Here is a 14,859-nt window from a genome sequence, read left to right on the forward strand (position 1 = left end):
CAATGGTCTAAACTAACAACATATCTTGAAGATGGTAGACTTGAAATCAGCAATAATAGAGCTGAAAGGGCTATAAGACCCTTTACAATTGGAAGGAAAAATTGGATTTTTGCTAATACTCCAAAGGGAGCATCAGCAAGTGCTGTGATATATAGCATAATTGAAACTGCTAAAGCCAATAACTTAAGTCCATTTCATTACCTACAATATTTATTTGTAAAATTACCTAACATAGATATAACAAATACGACTCACCTTGATGCTTTACAAACAATAAATACAAGTGAAGCTTTCGAAGCTATCTTCTCTATTGAACCTATGCCAAAATATACAGTTACCCTAGATATGGAAGAAGATGAAGCTACAATAAACATTTCAATACCTAAGGAAGGAAAAAAGTATACAACAGTAGGAATTTTAGATAATGGTATTGCTAACATTCCACATTTAAAGCCTTGGCTTATTGATAAACGATACACTGCATATCCTGAACAATATATGAAGAAGCATCATGGAACGTTTGTGGCTGGGGTTGTTGTTTATGGAGATCATCTTGAAGATAAACAATGGGTTGGTGTAGAAGGTGTTAGAATATTAGATGCGTGTGTATTTCCAGACACTTACAAAGAAGACATCGAAGAGGATGAGCTGATTAGAAATATTCAAGAAGCAGTTCATGCTCATCATGAAGAAGTGAAAATATGGAATTTATCAATTAGTATTACAAACCCAGTAGATGAGTTCAGTTTTTCAGATTTTGCTATTGCATTAGATGCTTTGCAGGATAAATATGATGTATTGATATGTAAATCTGCAGGTAACTGTAAAAACTTTGCAACTGGCAGACCAAAAGGGAAAATACATCATGGTGCTGATAGTGTTAGATCATTAGTTGTTGGGTCTATAGCACATAAGAAAGAAGCATTAGACCTTGCAGAAGTAGATAATCCATCACCTTTTACTCGTATTGGTAGAGGACCATCATATATTATTAAACCTGAAGTCGTTCATTATGGCGGAAATGCTGGGGTAGATACTAATGGAAGAATAATAACAACAGGTGTAAAATCTTTTGGTTTAGATGGAAGATTAAATCAATCTGTAGGAACTAGTTATTCCACACCACGTGTTGCAGCTTTAGCTGCAGGGTTGTATCAAGAGATGGAAGAAGAGTTTGATCCGTTATTATTGAAAGCTTTAATAGTACATTCTGCTAGTTATTCAGAAAACCTACAGGTTCCAAATGCAGAAAGAGTCAATCAAATAGGATTTGGAAAACCTAAATCAGTAAGAGAAATTCTCTACAATACACCTAATGAAGTAACCTTGATATTACGTGATGAGATTTCCAAAGGTGAATACATAGATATTATGGATTTTCCAATGCCTGACTGTCTAATTGATGGAGATTATTATAGTGGACAAGTTGTTGTGACATTGGCATATAACCCAATTTTAGACTCTTCACAAAGAGCAGAATATTGTCAATCAAATATCGATGTTAAGATGGGGACATACGATGATAAAAAAAATAGAGATACGACAAAACAAAATATTCTTAATCCTGTTGGAAGAGATGGCTCTAAGAACATATTGCTAGAAAGTTGTTATAGTAAAAGGAAAATGCAGAAGAATAAAGACGATTTTGCGTTAAAAGAAAGACTTCTGATTAAGTATGGTGATAAATATTATCCTGTAAAAAAATTTGCTGTGAACTTATCTGAAATGACGGAGTCTAATAAACTGAAATATTTAGGTAAAGATAAAAAATGGTTTTTATGCTTGAAGGGACTTTTTAGAGATCATATTGAAATTAAATCCCAGATAGAAGGAACAAATCCAAGCCAAGAGTTTTGTTTAATTGTAACTATAAAAGATCCTACAGGTACAAAACCAGTATATGACCAGGTAAACCAAAAACTAAATGAATATAACTTTTGGCACAATAATATTAAGCTACATACAGAAGTTACAATTCATAACTAAGTTTGTATTTATTATGTGAAATAGAGCAATCCACTAAATTGGTAGATGAAGTTATCTACTTACTTAGTGAGGTTGCTTTTTCAAGAAGAATATTGCTAATATAAAAAAAGAGGAGAAAATAATTTATATTTGGGATATTTACTAGTAACTACAGGAAAATATAGATTTAAAAAGCCAAAGAAAATTCAATTCATTTCTAAGATGATGCTGAGGTTAATAAATTTTTCTATAATATTGTTGACTATGTTAATGAGAATGTATTGGACTATATATAAAATGGATAGATAAATTGAATAGAAAGAACATAGATAATACCGTACCGGCCAAGGTGTTTTTTAAAAACAGAGTTCATCATATTATAAATAATTATAGTGGATATTAAGCTAATATATGAGAATGTAGTCCAAGTAGTGCTACTGTTGTATATAGATTTCTACAGTTTGATGGTTGTGGTATTTAAATTGCAAAGATGGTAGCTAATATACTAACAGAACGATTTAAGAGCTATTTCCTAATTATTATTACTTTGATATTTAGGCATATGTACATATACTTTACATAGAACATGCTTGGGTAAGAGAATAAGAGGATCAGGCTTCACAAATTTATATAATATTTTGGGGTGATACACTTCATATGGAAACATATGAGGTGTTTTTTTAAAATTCAAAACCCAATCTCCACACACGTTGAGGTTGTTTCACAGATAGTAAAAAAATAAGAGGCGACTCTATCTACAATGTAATTAATTGCATATAATTGATTTATCATAGAGGCGAAAAAGCTCTTTTAATTGTAGGTTTTATTGAATCATAAGAATAAACAGTATGGGAATTAATGCTTGGATTGTATTTATTATATATTATTTTTTCTCATGGAAAATGCTTTTTTCTATCTATGTTATATATCAGCTGTTTTTAATCTATAAATTGCAAATGAAGAAAACAGTATTGTAAAAAGAATATTCATGACAAAAAATTGAATATTTTCAACAATCGTTAAACCCTCTTGACTAAGCACTCCCATTCCTATTGATAAAAGGGAATAAGGAAAAAACATCCCAAATTCCATAATATACATACCTAAACCGATAAATACGCAACAAAGGCTGATTCCAATAGGAGCAGCAAAGCTTTTAATTTGTATAGATAGTCTAAGTTGTATTGCACTAATGCTTAAAGACGCAAACCATCCTCTAAGTATCCATCCAATAGTTTCCGATGGTATTTGACTAGATAATCCCAATATTTTACCTACAATAAAATATAGAATTAAAAAAAATATCTGTATTATAAATATTAGAATTGCTATAATAATTAATTTTGTAGTAAACACACTTCTAATAGGCACAGGAGAAGTCATTACAATATTCCAGTTTTTGTTCATATGCTCAAGTCTGCAGATATAGGCACAACATATAGCAATAAGAATAGGAAGAAAAAATTCTCCATAAAAGAGACTTACCTGTGTCCAAAGGCTGTACCATTCATTTTGCAATACACCTTGATTAAAATAGTAATTAATACTGCCCAATAATATACTTATAACAGGGAGAGTAATAAGCACAAGCCATATACGGGAATTACGTAGTTTTAACCATTCAGCCGAAATACTTTTTTTAAACATATCAAATTCCTCCTTAAATTTCCTGTCGGGAAAAGTGATGACTCCCAGCAATATAAAAAATTATAATCAATAAAAAAACTGCAGTTAACATACCTAGCCCTAGATTTTGTTGAATAAGTTCAAGTGATCCATTTGTAAAATAATATTTAACAGGACATAATCCGGTATAGTAAGACCAAATAACCGTTCGCCGTACAGTTTCAGGGAAAAAGTCAGACACTATTCCTAGAAAACCGCCAATCATTCCAAAACATAAAGCAAAAGCTTGATTTTTAACAGCTAGTGTTATCCATTGCTGTAATGCAAGTATTACCATAGAAGCTAACATAGTACTTCCAATAAAACGCATTATTAGAGAAAGAGGTATTATTACAGTAGAACTTTTTGTAATAGTAAAAATTGTTATAGCAAAGGCTTGTAAAACAACTCCATATAATAGTAGAGTGCCAGAACATATGTATTTGGCTGCATATATAAATTTACGATTTAGGTTTGAAGATATTAAAAGTTTCCATGTATTACCTTTATTCTCCATATCGCAAATACGAGAACTTACAATAGCACATATTATAGGTAAAAACAGTCCATTCATAGAAGCTATAGTTGTAAGCGTAGATTCCCAAACAGGACTATTGGGATTACGTGACAAAGAAATACTAACAGACATAAAAGCCCATAATATTTCACAGCCTAAAAATAAGGTAATCATTAAAAATATCTTTTTGCGACGTAGTTTAAAAAATTCTAATGATATAGCTTTAATCAAAGTGATCGCTCCTTTCCTGTAAGCTCAAGAAAGATATCTTCTAGACTTTTTCTATGTTCCTCGATACGAATAACATCAATACTTTGTCCTATGAAAAGTTTGTTTAAATATGCTATATGTGAATCAGTTAGATCTTCAAAAATTAAACGATCATTGTTTTGCTTAAATTTATATCCTTCTGTAAGTAATATTTTTTTAGCTAGATTATTATCTTGTGTTTTTATAGAAATGTAGGCTTTGTTTTTTGCTTTTAGTTGCTCCATACTCCCCTGAAATAAAAGATTTCCATCGTTTATAATGCCTACAGAAGTAGCTATCTGTTCAATTTCTGATAGAAGATGAGTAGAAATCAAAACAGTGATACCATAACGCTGTGGTAATGACTTTATAAGTTCTCTAATTTCTCTAATACCATTAGGGTCAAGTCCATTAGTTGGTTCATCAAGTATTAAAAGTTTAGGAAAATTGATTAAAGCCATTGCAATACCAAGACGCTGCTTCATACCTAATGAATAATGTTTTACTAGTTTATTCTGTTGTTTTTCTAATCGAACAATATGTAAAGCTTCCTGTACTTTTTTATTTGATACATTACGTAGACGTTGTAGGATACGCATATTTTCCAACCCTGTTAAGTGTTCATAATATGATGGTGATTCAATGAGTGAACCCGTTTGACTTAGAATAAGCTGACGGTTCTTATTGAAATTTTTACTAAAAATTACCATATTTCCTTTTGTAGGTTTAATCAGTCCTAACAGCATTTTAAGAGTGGTAGATTTCCCTGCTCCATTAGGACCGAGAAATCCGTAAATATCTCCTTCATATACTGTTAAATTAACTTCATTAACTCTGCAAATTCCATTGAAATATTTAGACAAATTATACGTTGATACAATTGTGTTCATATAGATATCAACTCCTATCTATTTTTATGTAATTTAGCACAATATCATCATAATATTTTTACCTTTCTTGGATCTAAAGAAAACCTTACGATAACCTTAAATTTACATTCAAAGCGGAAATTTTAATGAAAATCTTACAATTTTTATATATAATAGAGCATGGGTGATTATAAATGGAAAATATAAAAAATAAAAAAATACTTATTGTAGATGATGAACCTGAAATTAGAAAGATGATAGAAAGTTTTTTGCGAAAGGAAGGATTTTTTCGTATATATCTTGCTTTAACCTGTGAGGAAGCTTTAGCAATTTGTCGTTTAAATAAGCCACATATTGCAATTCTTGATGTTATGCTTCCTGATGGTGATGGTTTTGAGTTATTTTCATCAATACGACAGTTCTCTCAAATGCCAGTAATTTTCTTAACAGCAAAAGGAGAGGCTCAAGATCGTCTATTAGGTCTTGGACTTGGTGCTGATGATTATATTGTTAAACCTTTTTTGCCGCGAGAACTTATTCTTAGACTTACAGCTATACTCAAACGAGTTTATATTAATACAATAAAACAGCGTTTACCAATTTTTAAGTTGGAAGGATGTATTGTAGATTTGGAAAGTGCTATAGTACGCAGTAATAAAGGAGAACAAACGTTGACAGCAAAAGAACATGGTCTTCTTTTGAAATTGTATGAAAATAAAGGACGTATTGTTACTAGCGACGCTTTATGTGAAGCAGTATGGGGTGATGATTATTATGGTTATGAAAATAGTTTAATGGTGCATATTAGACGGATACGGGAGAAAATTGAGATAAATCCATCTAAACCTAAAAATCTTCTTACTATAAGAGGATTAGGATATAAGTTAATAGTGAAGGAGGAATAACAAAATGGATGGCGTCGTACATATTTTGCGTCGCTTTATAGGTGTAACAATTTTAATATGTATTTTACTATTTATATTTAATTTTATTGTGCTGGGTTCTTTTGTATTTAATGGAATGAATGAAAAACAATCTCCAAAAAAAATACTTGAAAATGTAGTGTTAAATCTTGAGCATAAAGGTAAAAGCTATGTTTTGGGTAAACCTGCCAAAAAGCTGTTGGCACAAAATCATGCATGGTCAATGCTTATAGATAATACTGGAAAAGTGAAATGGAATTATAACTTACCTAAAGAAATTCCACTTTCTTATACTCTGATTGATGTAGCAAAGTTTTCCCGAAACTATTTAATGGATTATCCAGTTTTTGTTTGGAAACATAATGATGGACTTGTTGTAGTTGGTTATCCCAAAAAAAGTTATGCTAAATATCAATTTTATTTTCCTATTAGTTGGATGAGTTCTTTGCCAATGAGAATAGTTACTTTGTTTGTAAGCAATATTATATTGGCTTTGTTTTTATCAATTTTAATAGGTACAAAACTTATAAAATCTGTAAAACCTCTTATTGCTGGAGTACATGCTCTGTCAAAAGAAGAGCCTACCTATGTTGAAGTAAAAGGAATTTTTAGTGACCTTGCCGAAAGTATTAATCATACTTCGGATATACTGCAAGAAAAAAATACTGCACTCAAGGCAAGGGATGAAGCACGTTCTAACTGGATAGCTGGTATTTCACATGATATACGTACTCCTCTTTCTATAGTACTTGGTTATGCTAGTGAATTAGAAGAAAATATGGCTATATCTGTAGAACAAAGACAACAAGCTGGGATTATTAGAAAACAAGCTCAAAAACTTCGCTCTCTTGTCAGCGATTTAAACCTTGTATCTATGCTAGAATATGAAATGCAGCCATTAAACTTAAAACCTGTTCGGCTATCTGTGCTTGCAAGGAAGGTTGCTTCAGAATTTCTTAATAATGGGTTAGATGAAAAATTTACGATTACTTTAGATATTTCTGATGAGAATATCAAAGTAAAGGCTGATGAAAAATTACTTCTTAGAGCTATAAATAATTTAGTACAAAATAGTACTATACATAATCCGAATGGTTGTAAAATTTTATTAAAAACATGTATTTCCTCAGATAACCTGACATGTTATTTTATTGTATCTGATAATGGAAAGGGTGTGCCACGTGATAAACTTTCTAAATTAACAGAACTTCCATATTCCTCAAATAAAGAACATTCTTTTCGTAATGGACATGGGTTAGGTTTGCCGATGGTTGCACGAATTTGTCAAGCACATCATGGTCAGCTCGTACTGGAAAGTGAAATAGAAAAAGGAATGAAAGCAATTATACAACTTCCATTATATTTCGAAGATTAAACTATAGTAAACTAAAATAACATAAATGAAAGGTTTAATCTAAAGAGGTGTTATACAGATACGATGAACGGCAAAAAGAAAAAATATTTCTCTGCTGATCCTAATTCATTTAAAATTTGGTGCTACATTTCCTAAATCAGAAATACAAAGATGTATTATACATCAATTAAGAAATTCATTCAAATATGTTAATTATAAAGATCTTAGAGAGTTTGCTAAAGATTTTAAAAGGGTATATACTGCCTCTAGCGAAGAAGTAGGATATAAAGAACTTCAAGAACTTAAGGAAAAATGGGGTCAAAAATATCCCTCTGTCTTTAGTAGCTGGGAGATGAATTGGGATGTACTATCACCATTCTTTAAATTTCCAAGTGAAATTAGAAGTATAATGTACACCACAAATCCCATAGAAAGCTTACATCGTCAGTTTAGGAAAGTAACAAAGACAAAGACAATATTCCCATCGAAGGAAGCCTTAGAGAAGATTCTTTACTTAGCTAGCCAAAACATCACAAAGAAATGGATCAGAAGGCATGGTAAATGGGATATCGTACTTAACCAACTGATGATATTCTTTGAAGGAAGAATACATCCTTATCTTTAAGGTACAGATTGAAAAATCAATAAGGGAAATGTTCCATAGGTAAAAACAATAAATTTTACTGACCTATGGCATACTTTCCCCATTATAAAAAAATTATTGGCGAAATTGTATGATTTCATATGTATAATCATAAAATTTTGCCAATAATATAAATAACTCAATAAATTACATATCTAATCTCTTATACATTCATCTTGTCAGCTAGGAGAATATTTTCCTTTAGACACACATTATACAGACTCTAATTATTCAAGTCTGTTCGTGGTGCTTAATTTCATCAGAACATAAGAATTTTTTAAAATTTTTTTCCTACAGTACCTTGACACAATCATAGATTATACTTAATTAGACAATAAAAACTCGGACATGTAAAAAATGTTTAAATATTTTAAAAATTTGGGGTATAGATAAATATGTTAAGAAATTTACTGCTTCTAAATGTATTGCTCCTATGATATATACACAAATAGAAAAACCTTAATCACTTAGAGATTTATTCTTGACTTTTCGTAATTAATTTTATGCAACACTAGTGATAATAATATAATTATTGTAAAATTTATTAATAAGGAAGGTGCAAATGGATTATATTGCATTGTTACTTGGATTTGTATTTTTAATAAAAGGAGCTGATTTTTTTGTTGACGGTTCTTCTTCGATAGCAAAAAAATTAAAAGTTCCATCAATACTAATAGGTCTAACTATTGTAGCTTTTGGCACAAGTGCACCAGAGGCATTGGTAAGTATTAATGCCGCATTAAAGGGTGTAAATGAAATAGCTATTGGAAATGTAGTAGGTTCTAATCTATTTAATTTTTTAATTGTAGTAGGTGTATCTTCAGTTATAAATCCATTGAAGGTAAAAAAAGGAACTATACTAAAAGAATTTCCATTTGCTATTCTAGCTTCCTTTGTTTTGTTTATACTTTCTGCTGACAAACTATTACAAGAAACCAGTGATAATTTTTTATCAAAAGCGGATGGTTTAATATTGTTATCATTGTTTTTAGTGTTTTTATACTATTTAATAGAGTTAGCTATACTTGGAAAAGAAGATTATAAAGAAGAAATAAAAGACAAACCTTTAAGTAAGAGCATATTATTTAGTATTCTAGGTGTTATTGGAATAATGATTGGAGCAGAATTGGTAGTAAATTCGAGTTCTTTGATTGCAATCAGGTTAGGTATGAGTGAAAACTTAGTAGGGTTGACTATTGTAGCTATTGGAACTTCTCTACCAGAGCTTGTAACGTCTATTGTTGCTGCTATTAAAAAGGAAAGTGATATAGCAATGGGAAATGTTATAGGCTCTAATATGTTTAATATACTATTTGTCTTAGGAATATCTTCTGCAATAAGACCAATACCTATTAATTCAGGCATTTTTTTTGATATGATTTGTCTTTTATTAGTTACTGTAATAACTTACATATTCTCTATTACGAAAAAAGTGGTATTTAGAAGTGAAGGGATATTTTTAACCTTGAGTTATATAATATATATGTGGTATATCATAATTAGAAATTAACCTAGCTACACAAAAAGAATTTCATGTTTTTCAGTTTGCTTCCAAGATTACCTTAAAGATATTTAAAATGCTAAGCTTATTTGGAGTATGTCTTGGTTACAGAATAGTAAATATATGAATCCCAAAAATGATTTTACATGAAATGAATTAAATTTTCGCAATAAACATTAATGTAATAGAAGCCCACAAAATTTAAACTGAAAAATCTTTTGTACGTTCTATATAGATATAAAAAATGCAAATTGTTATAGATATTTCTAAAATTGATTTGCTCGTAAAAATTAAACCAAGAACAGTTGGAGGGGATTCTTTTGAAGAAAATAAGTGCAGAATTAATAAAAGATGCTAGAGAATTAGCAGAAAAATATTACAGTCAGGGTAAATATTTATGTTCAGAAGCTGTTTTATCGGCAGTAAATGAAGTTTTAGATTGTGGTATGCCTCAAGAGTATGTTAGATTGGCTTCGGGGTTTCCTGTTGGTATGGGTGGAAGTGGTTGTAGCTGTGGTGCTGTAACTGGAGGACAATGTGCAATAGGGCTTGTGAATGGTAGAAGTAAACCAGGTGGAAATAACAAAAAAGTAATGAAGCTTTCAAAACAGTTACATGATAGATTTAAAGAAAAATATAAAAGTGTATGTTGCAGAGTACTTATAAAGGACTATAAATTTGGCTCCAAGGGGCATATAGAAAGATGCACTAAAGTTACTGGGGAAACCTGCCAGATGGTTATGGAGATACTCATGGAAAATCAAGGTATACTTTCAAAAATATCTTTTCTTACTGACAAGGATAGATAAGAGATTGAGAATTTGTCCAAATAAAAAGAAATATTTATTTGACAAAACCTAAAAGAAGTAATAAAATTTAATAGACGACCGGTCTAATACAAAAGGTGTGAAAGCGTGATTTAAATGAATAAGAAAGAAATGGTCATTTTAAAAGCAGCAGACATGATACATCAATATGGATATAATAATGTAGGGATAAAACAAATACTTGATGAAACGGAAATACCTAAGGGCTCTTTTTATTATTATTTTAAGAGCAAAGAAGATTTAGGGATTAATGTGGTAGATTTTTATATAAAGGAAACTAAAAAGTTGTTTAGCATGTTTGATAAAAATATTGATGGGTTGAGGGATTTTTTTAATTGCTATTTTAAAAAATTTAAAGAGTTTGGATGCAAAAGAGGATGCCCTATTGGAAATTTGGCATTGGAGCTTGCTGATAAAAATGAAAATTTTAGATTAAAGCTATTGGAATGGAATACTTTTTTAGAAGAAGAAATTTATAATATATTAAAAAATAGCAATTTGAAGAAGGAATTTGATGCTAAATCACTTTCATCCTTTATTATTTCGAACTTTGAAGGTGCTTTATTAAAGGCAAAACTAGAAAAAAGCTTAAAGCCAATTGATGAATTTAATTATTTCATTTTTGAAGTTCTATTAAAACAACAGGAGGTATAAAGATGAATGCAAAAGATAAAATTAGAGAAGTTATAAATAATCACAAACTCATGTGTATATGTACTGTCGATGAAAATGGTATGCCAAAGGGCAGATCAGTAGATTATGCTACAGGTGAAGACGAATCTATTTTATATTTCATAACTAATAAAGAAACTGATAAGATAAATGAAATTAAGAACAATAGCAATGTATTTATAGTTATAGACCATGATTGCGATTCTATGGAAGAATTACAGCAACTTAGATATATTAAAGCAACAGCGAAAGCTTACATCTGTGAAAGTCCTGAAGAAGTACAAAAAGCTTTCGGATATGTGATGCAAAAATTCCCATATTTAAAAGACCTTCCAGGAGAACCAAGTGATTTTGTAGGAATAAAGGTTGAACTTGAGAAAGTTACTTTAACAGATAATACAGTTCATTTTGGTTATATGGAAGATGTGTTGTATAGATAATATGTGTCAGAGTATAAATAATGACAAAGGATATAATATCCTTTGTCATTATTTATTAGCGGTTTTGATATATTATTCGCAACAGGCATTTAGGGAATAAAAGGATAAATGGATAATAAACTTTTTTAAAGATATTTAAAAATAAAAATAATTACTATAATATAGAACTAAAGTACTTTAAGGAGAGATAAATGGTGAAAATACTCTATTATGATTGTTTTTGTGGTATAAGTGGGGATATGAACTTAGGGGCATTAATTGATTTAGGAGTAGATCAAGAATATTTACTAGGAGAGTTATCAAAACTAAATTTAGATGATGAATTTGAAATAAATATTAAAAAAGGTAATAAAATGGGTATTGCAGGAACTAAGGTGGATGTAATTATAAAAAATAAATATAGCGATTATAAGCATAGCTATAAACAACATTATAGAGGGTTAAAGGATATTGAAGACATAATAAATTCAAGTGATTTAAATAAAAATATCAAGAAATTAAGTTTAGATATATTTATGGAAGTGGCTAAAGCAGAGGCTAAGGTCCATAAAAAAAGCCTATATGAAGTGCATTTTCATGAAGTTGGAGCTATTGATTCCATCATAGATATAGTAGGAGCAGCTATATGTCTAAACTATTTAAATGTAGATAAAATTATAGCATCTAGTGTACAATTAGGAGGGGGTTTTGTAAAATGTACCCATGGGATTATACCGGTACCAACTCCAGCGACTATTGAGATATTAAAAGATATTCCAGTAAAGAAAGGCATTGTAGAATTTGAGACAACTACACCTACTGGAGCAGCTATTTTGGCTGCAAATGTGAAAGAATTTAAAAATGAAATAGATTTTAGAGTGCAAAAAATAGGATATGGCTTAGGTACAAGAGATTTAAAAATTCCAAATGTATTAAGAGTTTATTTAGGAATAGAAGAGAAAGAAGAAATAACAAGACAATTTATATTGGAAACTAATATAGATGATATGAATCCAGAATTTTATAGCTATATAGAAGAAAAACTTTTCCAAAAAGGCGCTTTAGATGTATTTAAGACTCCTATTATTATGAAAAAGGGTAGACCAGCTATAAAACTAAGTGTTTTAGTAGATGAAAAAAAGGAGAAGGATATAATAGATATTATATTTAAAGAAACTACATCCTTAGGAATTAGAAAATTTGATGTTGAAAAAATTATGCTAAAAAGAACTTTTGAAAAAATAAATACAAAATATGGAAAAATTACGATTAAAAAGGCTTATTATGATGGGAAAATAATCAAATACAAGCCAGAATATGAAGAATGTAAAGAATTAGCAGTGAAAAACGATGTAAATATTGATAGAATATATAAAGAAGTCTATATAGTAGGGGAGAGTATTGTTGATGATAAATAATGTAAAATATATGAACTTAATAAATTATTTAAAGGATTTAAAAAGTGTTTTAATAGCTTTTTCTGGAGGAGTAGATAGTACATTTTTACTACAAGCATGTAAAGAAGCTTTAGGGGATAATGTAAAGGCTATTACGATTAATTCACCCTATATACCTAAATGGGAGATTGAAGAGGCAAAGGAATTAGCAAAGAAAATTGGTGTAGAACATGAAATAATTGAGATTCACATAAATGATCAGATTAAAAATAATCCCATAAATAGATGTTACTTATGCAAAAAGTTCATCTTTTCAACAATTAAAGATATAGCACAAAAGCAAGGATATAATCACGTTATAGATGGTACAAATTTTGATGATACAAAGGATTATAGACCTGGACTTGTAGCCCTTGATGAATTAGAAATCAAAAGTCCGATGCTTGATATTGAGCTAACAAAAGAGGAAATTAGAAGCCTATCCAAGAAACTTGGGTTAAAGACGTGGGATAAGCCAGCCTATGCATGTCTTCTTACACGAATACCCTATGAGACTGAATTGAAAATAACAGATTTGAATATGATTGAAAAGGCTGAGAAATATATGATGGACATAGGATTTAGAGCTATTAGAGTAAGGAAACATAGTGATTTAGCAAGAGTAGAAGTAAATAGAGAAGATAGAAAAAGATTATTTAATGAAAACGTATTAGATGATATTTCAAAAAAGTTCAAAGAACTTGGATTTAAATATATAACAATGGATTTAGAAGGATATCGCATAGGAAGCTTTAATGATAAAGTGAATAAACCATAGCTTTTGGAGGACAATATGAATAAAGAAGCTATAAAAAATTATTAAAAAATATAAAATGAGACAAATAAAAAGACACGTTAAATCTTTCAATGCTCGTGTCTTTTAAAATGAAAACCAAAACAACATATTTTTATTTGAAGTTGTTTTTATAAAATAAGTTCGATTAGGATTTATCATTATTTCAAAGGGAAAGTTATAAATAGATGGTTTACCATAAATATCTATTATACTCATATTACTTATATCTGCATGTGTTGTAAAAAATTTTTGGACTGTTAAACCTAAAGGTTTTGCGATTATATTAGCTAGTATAAAAACAATTGCAATATTTAATAAAGATAAATGTTGGGAAAAAGAGAGTACAATAATAAAGCCTAAAGATAAAAGGAAAGTAGATGTTGCTATAGATGTTCCGCATCTTGGATGCAGTGCTAGGGATGTTTCTCCTTTTGTCATACGATAAATGCCTTCCCTTGCAGCATCTAAAACTTCATAAGGTGAAGGCAGATCAGGACCTGATAAAGAGAAGCCATTAGAATATGCAAGACCTCCTATTTTTAGGGTTTTACCGTATCTTTCTTCTAATACATTGACTGTTGCATGTTCTAAACTGTGATTTCTTCTTATTTGTTTATTGGAAGCTATTTTGAATATTTGCCATGGTATCGTTAATATGTTCATAAAAGAATTAAAGAAAACTACATAAGGAATTAAAAATATAAATCCTATTCCTAAGAAAATAAAAAAAGGTATTATTAGAAAAGGAAATAACCAAAAAAACAAAATCAAGAATAATAAAAAAGGCACTGCTCATCCCTCCATTTTTTTTATTTTGGAATACTGTTTTTACTTTGACTTACTTTGACCTTTAATCTTTTTATAACATTTTTAAAAATTAAATTCAAATACCAAAAAAATTGAAAAAACAGTAAAACACATTAAAAACAGGTGATTAGCACAAAATAATATCAAATTATGAATAATATCTACTGATATATTAAATTCCTATATATTTAACGAAGTCATAAGGAAGAGTATTTC

At 29.7% G+C, this 14,859-nt stretch carries 13 protein-coding genes and 2 pseudogenes; 11 read left to right on the forward strand and 4 right to left on the reverse strand.

Translation table 11 applies throughout. The features are described 5' to 3' along the window. Positions 1 to 267 (forward strand): annotated as a pseudogene (locus tag BUB36_RS20115) (IS66 family transposase); the annotation flags it as partial. Positions 268 to 345: 78 nt separating this feature from the next. Then, complete coding sequence (locus BUB36_RS04535) at positions 346 to 1,986, forward strand: S8 family peptidase (RefSeq protein WP_242655721.1); 1,641 nt, start codon at positions 346 to 348, stop codon at positions 1,984 to 1,986. 900 nt (positions 1,987 to 2,886) lie between these two features. Here the strand turns inward: BUB36_RS04535 and BUB36_RS04540 are convergent. From BUB36_RS04540 to BUB36_RS04550, 3 genes are read right to left on the reverse strand one after another with little or no spacing between them, the layout of a single operon-like run. Continuing rightward, entirely contained in the window at positions 2,887 to 3,612 is a 726-nt protein-coding gene (locus BUB36_RS04540) for an ABC transporter permease (RefSeq protein ID WP_073147486.1), read from the reverse strand. Between the two features lie 13 nt (positions 3,613 to 3,625). Then, positions 3,626 to 4,378, reverse strand: a complete 753-nt coding sequence (locus tag BUB36_RS04545; protein ID WP_073147488.1) for an ABC transporter permease — start codon at positions 4,376 to 4,378, stop codon at positions 3,626 to 3,628. Then, positions 4,375 to 5,286: an ABC transporter ATP-binding protein gene (locus tag BUB36_RS04550; RefSeq protein ID WP_073147490.1), complete on the reverse strand. Its 912-nt coding sequence runs from the start codon at positions 5,284 to 5,286 to the stop codon at positions 4,375 to 4,377. The genes BUB36_RS04545 and BUB36_RS04550 overlap by 4 nt, the downstream gene beginning before the upstream one ends. Before the next feature lie 173 nt (positions 5,287 to 5,459). Here BUB36_RS04550 and BUB36_RS04555 point away from each other — a divergent pair, with 173 nt between their 5' ends. The 9 genes and pseudogenes from BUB36_RS04555 to larE all read left to right on the forward strand — a co-directional run bounded on the left by BUB36_RS04555 (position 5,460) and on the right by larE (position 13,818). Further along, entirely contained in the window at positions 5,460 to 6,170 is a 711-nt protein-coding gene (locus tag BUB36_RS04555) for a response regulator transcription factor (RefSeq protein WP_073147492.1), read from the forward strand. A 4-nt stretch (positions 6,171 to 6,174) separates the two neighbouring features. Continuing rightward, on the forward strand, positions 6,175 to 7,563 hold the full coding sequence (locus tag BUB36_RS04560; protein ID WP_073147494.1) for a sensor histidine kinase: 1,389 nt from the start codon (positions 6,175 to 6,177) through the stop codon (positions 7,561 to 7,563). A 121-nt stretch (positions 7,564 to 7,684) separates the two neighbouring features. After that, a pseudogene (locus BUB36_RS04565) lies at positions 7,685 to 8,167 on the forward strand (IS256 family transposase); the annotation flags it as partial. A gap of 580 nt (positions 8,168 to 8,747) precedes the next feature. Beyond that, positions 8,748 to 9,695 carry a calcium/sodium antiporter gene (locus BUB36_RS04570; RefSeq protein WP_073147496.1) on the forward strand — a complete coding sequence of 316 codons (948 nt, stop codon included), beginning with the start codon at positions 8,748 to 8,750 and terminating at the stop codon, positions 9,693 to 9,695. Positions 9,696 to 10,006: 311 nt separating this feature from the next. Next, positions 10,007 to 10,495, forward strand: coding sequence for a C-GCAxxG-C-C family protein (locus BUB36_RS04575; RefSeq protein ID WP_073147498.1), 489 nt, complete (start codon positions 10,007 to 10,009; stop codon positions 10,493 to 10,495). A gap of 114 nt (positions 10,496 to 10,609) precedes the next feature. Further along, positions 10,610 to 11,167 (forward strand): TetR/AcrR family transcriptional regulator, encoded by a 558-nt coding sequence (locus BUB36_RS04580; protein ID WP_073147500.1) that lies wholly within the window; start codon positions 10,610 to 10,612, stop codon positions 11,165 to 11,167. Positions 11,168 to 11,169: 2 nt separating this feature from the next. Beyond that, on the forward strand, positions 11,170 to 11,625 hold the full coding sequence (locus BUB36_RS04585; RefSeq protein WP_073147502.1) for a pyridoxamine 5'-phosphate oxidase family protein: 456 nt from the start codon (positions 11,170 to 11,172) through the stop codon (positions 11,623 to 11,625). A 191-nt stretch (positions 11,626 to 11,816) separates the two neighbouring features. Continuing rightward, a complete protein-coding gene (gene larC, locus BUB36_RS04590) occupies positions 11,817 to 13,022 on the forward strand; it encodes a nickel pincer cofactor biosynthesis protein LarC (protein ID WP_330390409.1) in 1,206 nt (401 codons plus the stop codon). Next, a complete protein-coding gene (gene larE, locus BUB36_RS04595) occupies positions 13,012 to 13,818 on the forward strand; it encodes an ATP-dependent sacrificial sulfur transferase LarE (protein ID WP_073147504.1) in 807 nt (268 codons plus the stop codon). The genes larC and larE overlap by 11 nt, the downstream gene beginning before the upstream one ends. Positions 13,819 to 13,920: 102 nt before the next feature. On the opposite strand, the gene BUB36_RS04600 is transcribed toward larE, so the two are convergent. After that, entirely contained in the window at positions 13,921 to 14,499 is a 579-nt protein-coding gene (locus BUB36_RS04600) for a DUF6391 domain-containing protein (RefSeq protein WP_207550756.1), read from the reverse strand. Positions 14,500 to 14,859 lie beyond the last annotated feature (360 nt).

This window comes from Paramaledivibacter caminithermalis DSM 15212 (assembly GCF_900142245.1).
GTDB classification, from domain to species: domain Bacteria; phylum Bacillota; class Clostridia; order Peptostreptococcales; family Caminicellaceae; genus Paramaledivibacter; species Paramaledivibacter caminithermalis.

Bases quoted from the DNA above. Each gene is read 5' to 3' on its own strand.
- BUB36_RS04555 (WP_073147492.1), top strand. From the start codon at position 5,460: ATGGAAAATATAAAAAATAAAAAAATACTTATTGTAGATGATGAACCT.
- BUB36_RS04550 (WP_073147490.1), bottom strand. From the start codon at position 5,286: ATGAACACAATTGTATCAACGTATAATTTGTCTAAATATTTCAATGGA.
- BUB36_RS04570 (WP_073147496.1), top strand. From the start codon at position 8,748: ATGGATTATATTGCATTGTTACTTGGATTTGTATTTTTAATAAAAGGA.
- BUB36_RS04600 (WP_207550756.1), bottom strand. From the start codon at position 14,499: ATGAACATATTAACGATACCATGGCAAATATTCAAAATAGCTTCCAAT.
- BUB36_RS04560 (WP_073147494.1), top strand. From the start codon at position 6,175: ATGGATGGCGTCGTACATATTTTGCGTCGCTTTATAGGTGTAACAATT.
- BUB36_RS04540 (WP_073147486.1), bottom strand. From the start codon at position 3,612: ATGTTTAAAAAAAGTATTTCGGCTGAATGGTTAAAACTACGTAATTCC.
- BUB36_RS04580 (WP_073147500.1), top strand. From the start codon at position 10,610: ATGAATAAGAAAGAAATGGTCATTTTAAAAGCAGCAGACATGATACAT.
- larC (WP_330390409.1), top strand. From the start codon at position 11,817: ATGGTGAAAATACTCTATTATGATTGTTTTTGTGGTATAAGTGGGGAT.
- BUB36_RS04535 (WP_242655721.1), top strand. From the start codon at position 346: ATGGAAGAAGATGAAGCTACAATAAACATTTCAATACCTAAGGAAGGA.
- BUB36_RS04585 (WP_073147502.1), top strand. From the start codon at position 11,170: ATGAATGCAAAAGATAAAATTAGAGAAGTTATAAATAATCACAAACTC.
- larE (WP_073147504.1), top strand. From the start codon at position 13,012: ATGATAAATAATGTAAAATATATGAACTTAATAAATTATTTAAAGGAT.